12 protein-coding genes are annotated in these 15,253 nt (G+C 72.4%); 7 read left to right on the top strand and 5 right to left on the bottom strand.

Annotated elements, in window-relative coordinates:
- The first annotated feature begins 281 nt into the window (after nucleotides 1-281).
- Nucleotides 282-770, top strand: coding sequence for an SRPBCC family protein (locus DEJ31_RS05255; RefSeq protein ID WP_111121357.1), 489 nt, complete (start codon nucleotides 282-284; stop codon nucleotides 768-770).
- Between the two features lie 27 nt (nucleotides 771-797).
- Here the strand turns inward: DEJ31_RS05255 and DEJ31_RS05250 are convergent, their stop codons facing one another.
- Complete coding sequence (locus tag DEJ31_RS05250) at nucleotides 798-1,187, bottom strand: hypothetical protein (RefSeq protein WP_110904912.1); 390 nt, start codon at nucleotides 1,185-1,187, stop codon at nucleotides 798-800.
- A 133-nt stretch (nucleotides 1,188-1,320) separates the two neighbouring features.
- Here DEJ31_RS05250 and DEJ31_RS05245 point away from each other — a divergent pair, with 133 nt between their 5' ends.
- From DEJ31_RS05245 to DEJ31_RS05230, 4 genes are all read left to right on the top strand, one after another.
- A complete protein-coding gene (locus tag DEJ31_RS05245; protein ID WP_110904913.1) occupies nucleotides 1,321-2,301 on the top strand; it encodes a CPBP family intramembrane glutamic endopeptidase in 981 nt (326 codons plus the stop codon).
- Nucleotides 2,288-3,700: a sensor histidine kinase gene (locus tag DEJ31_RS05240; RefSeq protein WP_111121356.1), complete on the top strand. Its 1,413-nt coding sequence runs from the start codon at nucleotides 2,288-2,290 to the stop codon at nucleotides 3,698-3,700. Before DEJ31_RS05245 ends, DEJ31_RS05240 begins: the two co-directional genes overlap by 14 nt.
- On the top strand, nucleotides 3,697-4,398 hold the full coding sequence (locus DEJ31_RS05235; RefSeq protein WP_110904915.1) for a response regulator transcription factor: 702 nt from the start codon (nucleotides 3,697-3,699) through the stop codon (nucleotides 4,396-4,398). Before DEJ31_RS05240 ends, DEJ31_RS05235 begins: the two co-directional genes overlap by 4 nt.
- A 106-nt stretch (nucleotides 4,399-4,504) precedes the next feature.
- Complete coding sequence (locus DEJ31_RS05230) at nucleotides 4,505-6,535, top strand: potassium transporter Kup (protein ID WP_258366171.1); 2,031 nt, start codon at nucleotides 4,505-4,507, stop codon at nucleotides 6,533-6,535.
- A gap of 10 nt (nucleotides 6,536-6,545) precedes the next feature.
- Here DEJ31_RS05230 and DEJ31_RS05225 read toward each other — a convergent pair whose 3' ends face one another.
- On the bottom strand, nucleotides 6,546-6,977 hold the full coding sequence (locus DEJ31_RS05225; protein ID WP_110904916.1) for a hypothetical protein: 432 nt from the start codon (nucleotides 6,975-6,977) through the stop codon (nucleotides 6,546-6,548).
- 112 nt (nucleotides 6,978-7,089) lie between these two features.
- The gene (locus DEJ31_RS05220; RefSeq protein ID WP_111121355.1) at nucleotides 7,090-7,440 is read right to left on the bottom strand and encodes a hypothetical protein; all 351 of its coding nucleotides are present in this window, start codon (nucleotides 7,438-7,440) and stop codon (nucleotides 7,090-7,092) included.
- A gap of 192 nt (nucleotides 7,441-7,632) precedes the next feature.
- Here DEJ31_RS05220 and DEJ31_RS05215 point away from each other — a divergent pair, with 192 nt between their 5' ends.
- Together DEJ31_RS05215 and DEJ31_RS05210 are read left to right on the top strand one after the other, a co-directional pair.
- Nucleotides 7,633-8,961, top strand: coding sequence for a sensor histidine kinase (locus DEJ31_RS05215; RefSeq protein ID WP_111121354.1), 1,329 nt, complete (start codon nucleotides 7,633-7,635; stop codon nucleotides 8,959-8,961).
- Nucleotides 8,958-9,668, top strand: coding sequence for a response regulator transcription factor (locus tag DEJ31_RS05210; RefSeq protein WP_110904919.1), 711 nt, complete (start codon nucleotides 8,958-8,960; stop codon nucleotides 9,666-9,668). Before DEJ31_RS05215 ends, DEJ31_RS05210 begins: the two co-directional genes overlap by 4 nt.
- A gap of 20 nt (nucleotides 9,669-9,688) precedes the next feature.
- Here DEJ31_RS05210 and DEJ31_RS05205 read toward each other — a convergent pair whose 3' ends face one another.
- Together DEJ31_RS05205 and DEJ31_RS05200 are read right to left on the bottom strand one after the other, a co-directional pair.
- A complete protein-coding gene (locus tag DEJ31_RS05205) occupies nucleotides 9,689-10,987 on the bottom strand; it encodes a PP2C family protein-serine/threonine phosphatase (protein WP_111121353.1) in 1,299 nt (432 codons plus the stop codon).
- A gap of 164 nt (nucleotides 10,988-11,151) precedes the next feature.
- Nucleotides 11,152-14,991, bottom strand: coding sequence for a TIM-barrel domain-containing protein (locus DEJ31_RS05200; protein WP_181433459.1), 3,840 nt, complete (start codon nucleotides 14,989-14,991; stop codon nucleotides 11,152-11,154).
- Nucleotides 14,992-15,253 lie beyond the last annotated feature (262 nt).

The raw sequence follows: 15,253 nt of genomic DNA, 5'->3' as shown, positions 1-15,253 counted from the left end.
GTGTATAAGAGACAGGGTCAGGGCGGGGAGGCCGACGGCGGTGGCCACGGCGAGGGCGGTGGCGCCCAGGGCGGTGGTCCTGCGTCGGGATCGGTGTGGGGTCACGCGATGATGCTGGCGGGACCGTCTGTCGAGACGGTTTCCTGAGTGTGACCACAGCGTGAGCGGGAGGCGACGCGGAGCGCGCTCCTGGCGGACGGACATCCGCCGGACGGGAGGCGCAGTGCGGGCCCGCCCCGGGCCTCCCGTCAGCTGGGACCTGCCCGTGCCACGATGAGCGCATGCCCGTCGTCGAGTCCCGCTGCGTCGTCCCCGTCGAGGTGGGGGTCGCGTTCGCCGTCTCGCAGACGCAGGGCGCCATCCGCAAGCGGTGGGACCCGTTCATCCGGCGGCAGCACCTCATCGGCGCGACCGTCCCCGGCAAGGGTGTGCGGACGTACACGGTGCAGCGGTTCGGCCTGGCGATGGAGAGCGAGTACGTCTCGTACAACCCGCCGTCGAACGTGGGCATGAAGATGACGAAGGGCTCGTGGTTCTTCGAGCGGATGGGCGGCGGGTGGCGGTTCAGCCCCGCGGAGGGGCAGCCGGGACACACCCTGGCCGTCTGGCGTTACAACTTCACCTGCCGGCCGAAGTGGCTGGCTCCGCTCGCCGAACGGATCGGCGTGGTCGTGCTGCAGCGGGACATCGACCGGCGCATCGCGGGGTTCGCGCGCGGCTGCTCAGACCCGGTGGTGCTGGCGCACGTCGCGGGCAGCTCAGCAGCCTGAGGTGCGGTGCCCGGCTGCGGCCGGCCGTCAGAACCAGCGCAGGACGAACTGCTCGAGCACGTTGCGGGCGACCGCGACCGGGCCGCTCGCCGGCTCGCCGCTGTCCTTGCCGATCGCCCGGAGCAATGCGGTCTGCGCCTTCTCGTAGTCGTGCCGCTGCTCACCCGAGTAGTCCGCGGGCGGAGTGGTCCGGCTCGTGCTGACCGACTCGAGCTGCCGCAGGCCGTACCGGTGGCCGACCGGACGCGGGGCGGACTCGATCAGCTGCGCCAGCCGCATGTGCGTGTACCGCTCCGGCGCGCCGGACGCGGCCGCGATGCAGTCCGTGAGCCCGCGGAGTCCGGCCTCTGCGCCGCCGGTGCGGAGCTGCACCAACCGCGCTCGGCTGCACAGGTCGTAGAGCACTGCCTCGTCCATCCCGTCCCCTCCCGGTCCTCGGACAGCGTGGCACAACCCCGGGGACAGCGGGGCTCCTCCTTTGGATGCAAGTCCGGCAGGTGCCTCCCTCCGCCGGTCGTTCCGGAGCAGCGGAGTTCCTAGCGTCGATGTCATGACGAACACCATCGAAGCCCGGTCCACGACCGGCACCGCGCAGCAGGACCGCCGCGGCGTCCGGGGCGTCATCACCCGGCACCCGCTGTTGACCTTCTTCACCCTCGCCCTCGGCCTGAGCTGGCTCGCCTGGGTGCCGTACATCCTCTCGCCGCACGGCCTGGGCGTGTGGGACATCCACTTCCCCGAGGTCCTCGGCAGTGCGCAGTTCACGGGCGTCCTCCCCGGCGCGCTCCTCGGCCCGTTGGGCAGCGCGTTCATCGTGACCGCGGTCGCCGACGGTCGCGCCGGCCTCCGCCGCTGGGTGGGACGGCTGTTCCGCTGGCGGGTCGCCTGGTACTGGTACGCGCTGGCGCTCGTCGTCGTCCCGGCCCTGATCGTCCTGTCCGCAGTGCCCTTCGCGGGCGGCGACGTGCACGCCCCCTCCGCCCTGGCGCTCTCGGCCCTGGTGCCGGGGCTCGTCATCCAGCTGTTCTCGACCGGCCTCAGCGAGGAGCCGGGCTGGCGCGACTTCGCCCTGCCCCGCCTGCAGCACCGCTTCGGCGCGCTCGGCGCGGCCGCGATCCTCGGACCGATCTGGGCGCTCTGGCACATGCCGCTCTACCTCAGCGACTGGGGCGGATGGCCGAACGCGCACTGGAGCGAGCCGGTGGTCTTCGCCCTCTTCACGATCACGTTCAACGTCGTGATGATCCAGGTGTTCAACAAGACGGGTGAGAGCCTGCCGCTGGCCCTGCTGCTGCACGTCGGCGTGAACAACACGATCTCGTCGCTGTTCCCCGAGATGTACCCGAGCATGACCGCCGGCACCCTGATGATCGGACTGACGATCATGTCGACCGTCGCCGCCGTGGTGCTGCTCATCGCCACCCGCGGCCGGCTCGGCTACGACCCGGCACGTCGGGCGCTGCCGATCGACGCCCCGATCCCGGCTGCGGCACGCAAGGGCCTCGTAGGATCGCACGATGGCACCCGCTGAGCCCCGCGCACAGCGCCCCGAGGTCGAGGCCCAGGGCGCTGCCCCCGGGCGACGCCCCGCGACTGCACGGGAACGGCGCACCGACGTCCTGGTCCCGCTCGGTACCTTCGTGGTCGGCCTCGGGCTGCTGCTCGGTCTCCCGCCGCTCGATGCGGCTGACCCGGACTCCATCGTCCCTGCCGGGGCGTACCCGGCGGTCTCCAGCGGCCCCTGGCTCGTCCTGGCGCTCGGCCTCCTCGTGCAGTCCGCCGTCCTCCTCGCAGCGCGTCGGGCACCGCGGGCGACGCTCGTCGCCGTCAGTGTGGTGCCCGTCCTCGCGGCCGTCGCACCGACGACCCTGCACGGCCTCCTGCTCCTGCCGGTCGTGGTCGCCGTGGTCCTCGCCGTGCTGCGAGTCCCGCTCGCCCGACTGTGGCCAGCGCTCGTCGCAGCGGCAGCGCTCGTGATCGTCGCCGAGGGCTCCGTCCTCTACTCCGCCTACGGCGCCGGTCGGGCCGGTGTCGGGATCGGCATCAGCCGTTCGCTCGGACAGGGCTTCCTGCAGGCGTTCGGCACGGTCGGCCTGCCGGTGCTCATCGCCCTCGTGGTCCGCTCCCGCCGCGAGGTCCGCGCCGCCCGCACCGCCGAGGCCACCGCCGTCGACCGGGAGGAAGACGCCCGCATCGACGCCGCCGTCTCCCGTGAACGCGCCGCGATGGCCCGGGAGCTGCACGACATCGCCGCCCACCACCTGTCCGGCATCGCCCTGATGTCCGCCGTCATCGACCGCCAGATCGACACCGACCCGGAGCGCGCCCACGAGGGCGTCCGCCAGGTGCGGGAGCAGAGCACCGCCGTGCTGGAGGACCTCCGCCGTCTGGTCGGCCTGCTCCGCGACGACAGCCCCGCCGAGCGAGCGGTGGAGACCGTCGCCGGCATCGTCGACCTGGTCGAACGGGCCCGGTTCCGCAGCGACGTCCGCCTCGACGTCCTGCCCGGGACGACCGGAGCGCCCGCCACGGCCGGACCTGCCGCGCCCCGTCCACTCGGCGACGGCGTCGGCCCGCTCGCCCAGCTCGCCGCGTACCGCACCGTCCAGGAGGCCCTCGCCAACGCCGCCCTGCACGCCCCCGGATCGCCGTGCACCGTCACCATGGACGACCGCGCCGACGACCACCTCACGATCCGCGTCGAGAACGGGCCGGCCACCGTCCCCGCACTCGGCAGCACGCCGGCCGGGGGGAACGGACTGCGTGGCATGCGTGAGCGGGCGGAACTGGTGGGGGCGAGCCTCCAGGTCGGCCCGACGGACACCGGCGGCTGGACGGTCAGCCTGCGTCTCGGCCGGGAGGCCCTGCCCACCCCCGCCCCGCAGGCCGCGACCGCGCACCCCGGCACCACGACGGAAGGCCCCCGATGACCGACAGCCCGGCCGACGGCCGCACCATCCGCGTCCTGGTCGCCGACGACCAGCCCCTCGTCCGCGCCGGCGTCTCCGCGCTGCTCGACGCGGAACCCGACATCGAGGTCGTCGCCGTCGCAGCCGACGGCGGACAGGCGCTGGAGCTCGCCCGGAGCACCCGACCGGACGTCGCGGTCCTCGACATCCGGATGCCGGTCCGGAACGGCATCGAGGTCGCCCGCGAACTCTGCCGCCCCGACGCCGACCCGGCCGTGCCGACGCTGATGCTGACCACGTTCGACATGGACGACCTGGTGTTCGGCGCACTCGAGGCCGGAGCGTCCGGGTTCCTCCTCAAGGACGCGGAACCCGACGTGATCATCGGCGCCGTCCGCCAGGTCGCCGCCGGCAACGGCACCCTCGACCAGGCGCTCACCCGCCGGGTGCTCCGCGAGTTCGCCTCGCGCCGGAGCCTGCAGCCGGTCACCGGGGACCGCGTGGACGGCGTCCTCACCGCCCGTGAACGCGACGTCCTGCTCCTGCTGGCGCAGGGGATGTCGAACGAGGAGATCGCCGCGGAGCTCGTCGTCGAGGTGTCCACGGTGAAGTCACACCTGGCACGCATGCTGCCGAAACTCGGCGTCCGGTCCCGCCTGCAGGCCGTGGTCTGGGCGTACCAGAACCGGATCGTGACGGTGCCGGAGCAGGACCGGTAGAGCCGTTGGGCGCAGGCGCGGATGCTCCCGGCGCTCCGCTGTCACTCCGCGGGTGCATGATGGGCGCGGCCGTCACACCCGTACGGCCCGGACTGGAGTACCTGCTGTGACCGAGACCCGCGCATCGTCGCAGTCGTCCGACCGCCCCTCGGGTGGGCGCGATGCCCAGCCCGGTGACGCCGGTCCCGGCGACGACGCCACGCACCCCGCGAAGGCCGCGCAGCACCCCGCCAGCCGGGAGGCCCGTGGGCACCGTGGCAAGGCCGGCCTGGCCCTCGCTGCGCTCGGCGTCGTGTTCGGCGACATCGGCACCAGCCCGCTCTACTCGATGCGCACCGTGTTCTCCGTGGACGGCGGCATCGTCCGACCCGTCCCCGAGGACGTCTACGGCGTCATCTCGCTGCTCTTCTGGTCGATCACCATCGTCGTGTCGATCAAGTACGTGCTCGTGCTCATGCGCGTCGACAACCACGGTGAGGGCGGGGTGATGGCGCTCGCCGCACTCGCCCGACGGCTGCACGCGCACCGTCCGGGCGGCACGACGGTGTTCCTGGTCATCGGCATCGTCGGGGTGGCCCTGTTCTACGGCGACTCCGTGATCACCCCGGCGGTGTCGGTGCTGTCCGCGGTCGAGGGCCTGGGCACCGCAGCCCCGTCCGTCGAGCACCTGATCGTGCCGATCGCCGCCGTGATCCTCGTCGGGCTGTTCATCGTGCAGAGGTTCGGCACCGCGAAGGTCGGCGCCTCGTTCGGTCCCGTGATGCTGCTCTGGTTCATCGTCATCGCGGTCGCCGGCATCCCGCGCATCGTCGAGCACCCGGGCGTCCTGCAGGGGCTGTCCCCGACGTGGGCGATCGCGTTCCTGTTCGCGCACCCGTTCATCACCTTCATCGCGATGGGTGCCGTCGTCCTCGCCATCACCGGCGCCGAGGCGCTCTACGCCGACATGGGCCACTTCGGACGGATGCCGATCCTCCGCGCCTGGTTCTTCGTGGTGTTCCCCGCGCTCGTCTGCAACTACCTGGGTCAGGCGGCCCTGGTGCTCGAGGACCCGACCGCGACGAAGGACCCGTTCTTCCTGCTGTTCCCGAACTGGGCGCAGCTGCCCGTCGTGATCCTGGCCACCGCCGCGACCGTGATCGCCAGCCAGGCCGTCATCTCCGGCGCGTTCTCGCTCACCCGTCAGGCCGTGCAGCTCGGGCTCCTGCCGCCGCTGACCATCCGGCAGACGTCGAAGCGCGAGGGCGGCCAGGTCTACCTGCCGGCCGTCAACCTGCTGCTGTTCATCGGCGTGATGGCGATCATGCTCGCCTTCCGCTCCTCGGCCGCACTCGCCACCGCGTACGGCGTCTCGGTCACCGGAGCACTGGTCGTCGACACCCTGCTGCTGCTCGTCGTCGTGAAGCCGCTCTGGCGCTGGGCGACCTGGAAGCTCGTCACCGTCGCCGTGGTGTTCGGCGGCCTCGAACTGACCTTCCTCGCCGGCAACCTGTCGAAGGTCCTGCACGGCGGATGGGTACCGCTGCTCATCGCCCTCGCCGTGATCACCCTCATGACGACCTGGCACCGGGGTCGGCAGCTCGTGCAGATCGAACGCCGGAAGCGGGAGGGCTCGCTGGCCGAGTTCATCGAGACCGTCAACGCCGACCACATCCCGCGCGTCCCGGGCATCGCGGTGTTCCCGCACCCGAACAAGGAGACGACACCGCTCGCGCTCCGGGCGAACGTGGAGCACAACGGCGTCGTCCACCAGCGGGTCATCATCGTGTCCGTCCTGACCGCGAACGTGCCGCACGTGGCGCTGGAGGAGGCGTTCCGACGCGACGAGCTCGGCTACGACGACGACGGCATCGACCACATCACCATCACGTTCGGGTTCTCCGACGACCAGGACCTGCCCGCCGCGATGCGTGCCGCGTGTGCCGGGGGCGTGCTCGACCTGGCGCAGGAGGACATGTCCACGGCGTCGTACTTCATCTCACGCGGAGCACTCCGGACCGGCGCGGGCAAGGGTGCCATGGTGTCGTGGCGGCGGAAGCTGTTCGTGGCGATGGCGCACAACGCTGCCGACCCGGCCGCGCGGTTCGGGCTGCCGCTCGATCGCACGGTGACGATGGGCAGTGACGTCGAGGTCTGAGCCGCTGCGGTCAGCCGTCGAGACGCTCAGCGGCACCCGGCACGACGAGCTGCCACGGGCCTCCGCCCCGGACCCGCGTCAGGGACAGGCGGTAGCTGCCGGGCTCGGCGAGCGGGTCGCCGTCGACGTACTCGACGGGCTGGCCGCTCGTCGTGCACTGGTCGGAGGTCGCGATCACGTCGATCCGGTCGTGCAGCTTCCCACCCTTCCGGGACGCGGTGACCGTGGCCTCGTACACGTGGTACCGGCCCGAGGCCTCGACCGTGCGGTCGGTCGACCGGACGTCGGCGTCGACGACCAGGGTCGCCTGCCGTGCCTGCTCCGCCGGGGTCATCGAGACGTAGTCGACGCAGCGTCCGACCGCGGCCACCGAGCAGCCGGCGGCGCCGGCCCCGATCGCGCAGACGATCCCGATCGCCAGCGCTGTCTTCCCCCATGTCATCCGGCCAGTGTGCGGCACGTGCCGGCCGCCGGTGCCGATCGTGACCGGATCGTGCCGAGCCTCGTGGTGGGCGACACGGCTCGCACGCCGGCAGCCGCGCGCGCCGCCGCACTCACCGCAGCACGCGCGCCAGCTCACTCCGGTAGTCACCGAGCTGCCGGACGAGCCCCTCGCTGGCACGGGACCCGCCGAGGTCCCCGAGCAGCCGGTCGACCCGCCGGAGCACCGCGTGCTGGTCCGACCGCGAGAGCGTCCGGAAGCGGTCCGCGTCCGGCAGCTGTCCCGGCCATCCGTCGTCGTCCGAGGTCGCGACCGTGGTCTGCACGACGGTCGACGTGGTCGCGGGACGTACGACGTCCGACGAGGCGTCCGGCCCCCCGATGGTCGCGGCCGCGGCACCGGTCCCCGCGATGGCCAGGATGAGGGCCAGGGTGGCCAGGCTGACAGCGGTCTTCTTCTGCATCAGGTGCTCCGTTCGACGGCCGCGGACTGCGGCGGGCCGCGCACTGCGGCAGGTCCAGCCTCTGACGAGGCGGGCGGGAGGCGCATCGGCGGAAGGTGGTGGGCCTCCCGTCCGTTCGACTTATCGTCCGGACCCGGCGCTTCCGTCGTTCGGGGGAGGCGCGGAGCCGCCTCGGGCGGCTAGCCTCACGCCATGCGTCCTCTCTCGATCCCGCCGTGGGTGCGTTCTGCCCTGGCCGGGGTCGCGTTCCTCGCCGTCGCGCTCCTCGCGATGGAGGGTCTGCACCGCGCCGGCTGGTACCCGACGCGCCTCGACGACTACCGGGTGACGGCGGCGCTCGTCGCGCTCTGCATCGTCGTCGGCCAGCGCCTGCCGTACCCGCTGCTGGTGGTGGTCGGGGTCGTCGTGGCGTGGCCGACGTGGGCGTTCGACGTGCTGACGGTGCGACTGATCCCCCTCGTCATCGCCGTCTACCTGGCGTGCGCCGCCGGGCGTCGGGTGGTCGCCGTGCTGGCCGTCGCGGCGGTGCCGACGTCCATGGCGATGTTCCTGCCCCTCCGGTACGAGCCGGTCAGCGCGTGGCTGCCGGCCCTCCGCGCGTGGCGGGTGTGGTCGAGCGACGCGGACTGGTCGACCATCGTCCTGATGGGGATCCTGCTCGTGGCGTGCGCGGTCCTGGGCCGTGCCACCGCCCGTCGTCGTCGTTCCGAGCTCGTGCTGCAGCGCCGCAACGAGGAGCTCGTCCGGCTGCGGGAATCTGATCAGGCCCGCATCGCGTCCGAGGAGCGGACCGCCGTCGCCCGCGAGGTCCACGACGTCGTGGCCCACCACATGGCCGCCATCGTCGTCCGTTCGCAGGCCCTGGTGCGGGTCGGCGTCGCAGACCAGGCCGAGTTCGCCGAGTACGCCTCGTGGGTCGCCGGCACCGGGCAGCAGGCGCTGTCCGAGATGCGGAAGGTCGTGCGTGTCCTCCGCGCGGGCGGTGACGGCGGCACGACCGACGCCCCGGTGTCGCTGCGGAGCGCGCTCGAGGACGCCGTCGACCGCGTCCGCGCGACCGGCGTCCGCGTCGAGGCCGACCTGCGTGTGCCCGAGAGCCTGGGCGTGATGCAGGACTTCGCCGTCCTCCGCGTCTGCCAGGAAGCCCTGACGAACACCCTCGTGCACTCCGACGGCTCGTCGGTGCGGATCAGCCTGGCCGCCTCCGAGGACCGCATCCGCCTGGAGGTCCTGGACGACGGGGGCTCCGAGGGCAGCCCCCGGGTGCCGGAACTCGCCGCCGGTGGCGCCGGGATCCGCGGGATGCGCGAGCGCGCCGCCTCCATCGGCGGTGTCCTGGACGCGGGTCCGGCCGAGGGCGGTGGGTGGCGCGTCACGCTCGAGGCCCCCCGGGAGGCCCATGGTCAGACCGCGGCCAGCCTCCGGTCCGTCACGGGGTCGCGTGCTGCTGCCGATGCGGCTGGCGCTGCGACTGCGGCTCCTGCTCCTGCTCCGGCCGGTCGTCAGGCGGTCGCGTCGTGATCCGCGTGGTGATCGTCGACGACCAGGCCGTGGTCCGCACGGGTCTCGGGATGATGGTCGACGCCGAACCCGACCTGACCGTGGTCGGCCAGGCGCCCAACGGGGCCGAGGCGATCGCCGTCTGCGCCGATCTCCGCCCCGACGTCGTGCTGATGGACGTCCGGATGCCGGTGCTCGACGGCATCTCGGCCACCCGGTCGATCGTCTCCGAGGGCACCGCGGGCGCGGTCGTCATCCTCACCACCTTCGACGACGAGGAGTACCTGCTCGATGCCGTGCAGGCCGGGGCGCTCGGGTTCCTGCTCAAGGACGCCGGCCCCGACCTCATCGCCGCCGGGGTCCGCGCGGCGCACACGGGCGACACCCTCATCGCGCCGTCGATGACCCGCGCGCTGCTCGAGAACCGGTTGCTCGGCGCCCGGTCCGGCGGGGGCACGGCCGGCGGCGCTGCCGACACGTCGGCCCCGGTCCCACCGGCCGAGCACGCCCCGGTGTTGGCGTCACTCAGCGCCCGCGAGCGGGAGGTCCTGACCGCCCTGGTCCGCGGGGCCAGCAACGCGCAGATCGCGAAGGACCTCTGGATCAGCGAGGCCACCGTGAAGACCCACATCAGCAGCGTGCTCGGCAAGGTCGGGGCCGCGAGCCGGGTGCAGGCCGTCGTGTTCGCCTACGAGAGCGGCTTCGTCCGTCCGGACTGGTCGGCGTAGCCCGGCCGGGCACCCGCCCGTCAGACGGCGCGGGAGCGGGACAGCGGCGCGGCCGTGACCTCGGTGACCTCAGTGGCGGCGGCCTCGCGGCGGATCGCGATGACGGTCACGTCGTCGTCGTGCGGCACCTCGGCCGCACGCTCGGCGAGGGCCGCGACGATCGCAGCCGGCGCCCGGTCGGCTCGGGCGAGCTCGGCGACCGAGTCCACGGCGTCGTCGCGTCCGCCGAACAGGTCGAGCACGCCGTCGCTGAACGAGATGAGCAGGTCGCCCGGCTCGAGGGTCCCGGTGGTGGTCGCCCACTCGTCGCGGAGGCCCATCCCCAGCGGCAGGTCGACCGAACGCAGTCGCTCCACCCCTCCGGCAGCACGGAGGATGAAGCTCAGCCCGTGCCCGGCGTCCGCCCACTGCAGCGACCCGTCGTCGTCGATGCGGGCGTGGAACAGCGTGGTGAAGGTCACGTCGGTGCCGGCACCCTCGGCGGCGAGGCCGTCGGAGGCACGGCGCAGGGCCTCGGAGGCGTCGTCGACCGTGCGGGCGCTCCGGATCGTGGCCCGGACCGCGGCGGCGATGAGTCCGGCGCCGACGCCCTTGCCCATCACGTCGCCGAGTCCGACGGCGATGCCGTTCTCGGTGCGGTACCAGTCGAAGAAGTCGCCGCCGACGCTCTTCGCCGGCAGGCAGGTGCCCGCGACGGTGACGAAGTCGCCCAGTCCGTCGCTCGAGGTCGGCAGCAGGGAACGCTGGACGTCGGCGGCGCGGCTGATCTCCTCGAGGACCTTGTCCTCGCGGGCCTGGGCGGAGCGGACGGAGCGGCGGGCTCGGCGGGAGAGTTCCTGCACGATGACGGCGACGGTGCCGAAGACGACGACGGTGATGCCGAGGCGCACGAGTTCGCTGGCCCGCGGCGCGTTGTCCGGCAGGAGCACGTACGGAGCGAGGATCACGAGCGTGACGCCGAGGACCGAGTAGACGATCGTGCGACGTCCGTCGAGGGAGGCCCACCACACCACGGGCAGGACCACCAGGGACGTGAACACCGACGCTCCGGAACCGGTACCGGTGCGGAACAGGGCGAGGGACACGAAGTCGACCGCCAACAGGATCGGGATGAGCGCGACCGCGCGCGGGAACCACAGCGAGATGGCCGCGAGCAGGGTCGCGACGCCGATGGCGACCAGGCTCGCGAGGAACAGCCCGGCGTGGCTGATCTCGAGCGACGGGAGCACCAGACTCAGCAGCGCACCGAGGGCCAGCAGACCCGTGATCGGGGTCTGCCGGACGAGGGGATTGTCGATGACGCTGGTTGGGCGGGACATGTTCAGGGAAGGCTACTGGTTCGCGGTCCGCCGCGCCGGTGCGTCGACCCGAAGAGGGGCGGACGGTCCGGTCTGCCACCGGGGACGCCGAACGGCGGGGCACCCGTTCCCGGGTACCCCGCCGTTCCAGCGTTCAGGAGCGCAGCGCTCCTGCGTCTCCTGCGCTACTGCGCGCGGCGGCGTCGCATCCGCTGCGCCAGGAGCAGGCCGCCCGCGGCGAGGAGCACCACGGCCAGGATCCCGATCGGCACGACGTTCGCACCCGTCCAGGCGAGGGCACCGTCACCGGCGGAGGACGAGCCTCCCGGCTGGTCACCCGCACCGCCACCGGCACCCGGTCCGGCGCCCGCACCCGCACCCGGCGCAGGCGAGCCCGGCGCAGGGTCACCCGGCGTGGGAGTGGGGGAGCCCGGCGTGGGCGACGGCGCTGCCGTCGGCGGTGCCGCGGTCACCGTGAACGCGACCCGGGCCAGCACGACGCCGCCCACCGAAGCGGACACCGTCACCCGACCGGAGGCGGTGGCCGGCACCGCCAGGTCGCTGCTGAACGTGCCGTCGGCGTCGGTGCGCACGGTGACCCCGCCACCGAGGGCCGGCGTCGTCGACAGCGTGACCGTCGCGTTCGCGGGGAACCCGGAGCCGGTCACGGTCTGCGTGCCACCGGCGGTGACCTGCGGCGACGCGACCTGGAGGCTCGGCACCGCAGCAGCGACGCTCGAGTACCGCACGACGGTCCGGTCCGTCACCGAGCGCTCGGCGACCGGCACCGTGATGGTGCGGCTGTCGGCGTCGTACGTCCAGTCGGACGCGGCGACGGGGGCGCCGTCGATGGTGACCGACACGGGACGGTCGGCGTTCGTGAACGTCGCCGTCCACGAGCGGTCGCGCACCTGGCCGGTGAACGAGCCGTCGGCGGGGGCGATGTCGAGCGTGCCGCCGTCCGCCTGCTGGGTGAACCGCATCGTGGTCGACGCGGAGTCGCCAGTCGCACGGGCAGTGGCCTTCGTCGGCTGACCCTCACCCGAGTCCTCGTGCAGGGCGAAGGTGCCGTCGGCGCCGGTCGCGACCGTCACCGTGACCGCGTCGAGCGGTGCGGCGTCGTTCGCGACGTGGTGCGAGCGGGTCGGGACGATGCCGCCGCTGCGGACGAACACCGGCATGGTGGTCAGGTCCGTCGTGACGTCGGCCGTCGTGCCGCCCTCGTACGTCTTGCCGGTGAACCAGTCGGTCCACGAGTCGCCGGCCGGGAACCACACGGAACGGGTGGCGGTGCCGTCGTCACTGTTGCCGGTGGTGACGGGCGCGACCAGCACGTCCTTGCCGTAGAGGTACTCGGAGCCGGCCTGGGCGTAGGACTCCTGCGCCTCCGGGTACTGCAGGTAGAGCGGCTGCAGCATCGGGGTGCCGGTCGCCGTGGCGTCGGCAGCGAGCGTGTACGTCAGGGGGAGCAGGTCCTCGCGGAGGTTGAGGAACTGCTTCGCCGACGCGTTCGCCTCGTCCGGGTACTGCCAGGGCAGCCGGTCGCTGTGGTTGCTGTGCAGGCGGTCGATCGGCTGGAAGGCACCGAACTGGACCCAGCGGGCGTACATGTCGGGCGGGAGCTGGGTCGTGCCCGGCTCCTTGCCCTCGATGCCGTACTGGCCGCCGTTGTGCCCACCGATGTCGTGGCTGATGGCGGACAGGCCGGTCGCTGCCGACTCACCGGGCGTGTAGCCGACCTGCGCTGCGAGTTCCTGCCAGGTCGACGTGGTGTCGCCGGTGAAGTGCACGGTGGTGCGCTTGTCGGCCCACGGTCCGGTCGGGACGGCCTGCGGGTTGCCGTAGCCGCCCGCGGTCAGCGAGCCGTACGCGCGGGAGAACGCCAGACCGCGGCCCTTGAGCTGCTCGTCCGTGTACTTCGCGTACTGCTGGTTGATGAACGCGTCCGGGGTGACACCGTTGGCGGAGTACTTCGAGTTCTCACTGCAGCACCAGTCGAGCCACCACATGTCGACGCCCTCCGGCTGCAGCGACGTGTGCAGGTCGAAGTAGGCCTTGAGCTGGTCGGGGTCCGACCAGTCGAACAGGTAGCGGTCCCCGTCGCCCTTGGTGAGCTTGCCCTTCGCCGTGGCCTGGGCCTCGGCGAACTTCGGGTCCTGGCTCGAGATCGACGGGTGGATGTTGAGGGTGTTGTGGATGCCCTCGGCGTGCCAGTCGGCGAGCAGGCTCGTCATGTCCGGGATGCGGGCCGGGTCGACCGACCAGCCGTCCCACTTGCTGTCACCCTCGTTCGTCGGGCTGCCGATCTTGTAGTCGGTGTCGATCGCCATGACGTCGACGGGGACGCCCTCGTCCTTGAACTTCTTCGCGATGTCCAGGTAGTCCTGCTGCGAGCGGTCGTAGTACTCGGAGTACCAGACGCCGTACGCCCACTGCGGCAGGAGCTTCGACGGCCCGGTCAGGGTCGCCAGGTCCTTCAGCGCGGTCGTGTACTCGGTGCCGTACCCGAAGACGTAGCCGTCCTGGTAGCCCTTGCCGCCGTGGTCGCCACGGGGCGTGGTCTTCTCGGTCGCGGTGTCGTACAGCGCCGAGGCGGTGTCGTCGAGCAGCGACCAGCCGTCCTGGTAGAGCAGGCCGGGGTTGGTCTTGACGGAGCCGTTGGCAGTGTCGAGGTCACGACGGTAGCCGCCGAGCGGGGCGTGCGCGGCGAGTACCGGCGACGCGGCGTCGACGACCGCGATGGTGTCGACGTTCACGTTGCAGTTGTTGTCCACCGTGGGGCAGCCGAGTGCGATGTCGTTCGCGCCCGCGGCCAGGTGCACCGGGATCGTCACCGTGTTCCAGTAGTCCCAGCCGCTGGTCGGGGCCAGGGTGCCGGTGGTGGCTTCCTGTCCGGTCGGTGCAACGGTCAGCGCCGGCGAGTTCCCGGTGCCGTTCGCGTACCGGACCTGCAGGGCGTAGTCGCCCGCGGCGGGGACACCCGTGACGTGCGTGGTCAGTGCCGAGTCGGCGCCGCCCCACAGGCCGGAGGCGAAGCCGTCGCCGGAGAAGCCGTTGTGGTCGCTGGCGACCTGGGCATTGCCGGCCTTGCCGGCGTCCTCGGCCTCACAGACCACGCCGAAGGCGCAGTCCTGGCCGGCGTTCGCAGCGGTCGGCGCCGGGTAGGCAGCGCCCGAGGGGACGATCGCCAGGCTGTCGACGTTCACCCGACCGGAGTCGCCGTCACCGCGGACGACCTTGACGGTGTGCTGACCGGCGGTCAGGTCGAGGGCTGCGGTGGTCTGCTTCCACTCGTCCCAGTTCTTGCCAGCCGGCAGGCTGAGGGTGACCGGTGCCTTGTCGTCGACGACGACGCTCAGCGTGCGGGTCTCGACCTTGCCGTCGCCGCCCTGGTTGTTGGCGTAGCGCATGGCGAGGTCGTACGACCCGGCCTGCTGCACGGTCGTGCGGAACGTCATGGAGTTGCCGACGTTCTCGAACCCGGCGGCGAAGCCCGATCCGGTGTACCCGGCGTGGTCCTTGGCGGACGCCAGGCCCTGCAGCGCGAGTGCCTCGCCCTCGCAGAGCGTGCCCACCGCGCAGGAGGGCGTCTCGGCGGTGACCCAGGGCGAGCCGGTGACGGCCTGGCCCAGGGAGGTCGTGAGCTTCACCCGGAGGTTGTCCTGGCTGAAGTCGCCGGTGCCCTCCCGGTACTGCACGGTCATCGAGCCGGTGTCGAGCGTCAGCCAGCCGTCCTGCACGGTCTTGGTGAACGGGGTCGCGGCGAAGTCGTCGCGCCCGACCACGTTGAACGTGCCCTGGTCGGTGAACTGCCCGTCACCGGCGTACTCGGTGCGGATCAGGGTGGGGGAGAGCACCTGGAAGCGGGCCTCTCCGGACACCACTGTGCGGGCGTCCGGCGCGGCTGCTGCGGGCAGTGCGGAGATGCCGAGCCCGCCGAGCGCAAGCGCTCCGACCAGGGCTCCGGCGAGGGACGACCCGAGGACGCGTCTGCGCCTCCGGGTCTGCGTGGGATTGGGACGCAAGGGTGTGTGCTCCTCGTGGACGGCGTCGTCCGGTCATTCGTCGGCGGTCTGGCCGCCTTGTGCGGGTACGTGTCCCGCGGCCACCCCCCTAGAGGGCCGCGTTACAACGTGGAAACTGTAGGGCCTCATAGCTCGTACATGGAAGCCCGCAAGGAGAACGTGTCCCTCGAGCGGCGCTCAGCGGACCAGCCGGGAGGCCCGGATCACCTCCCGCAGACCGGCCCGCCCCTGCGCGGGGGAACGACGACGGGCCGCCCGGCGC

It is taken from the genome of Curtobacterium sp. MCPF17_031 (assembly GCF_003234035.1).
Taxonomy (GTDB): domain Bacteria; phylum Actinomycetota; class Actinomycetes; order Actinomycetales; family Microbacteriaceae; genus Curtobacterium.
Note: the sequence above shows the minus strand (reverse complement) of the source record. Positions and strands in the feature narration are given on the sequence as shown.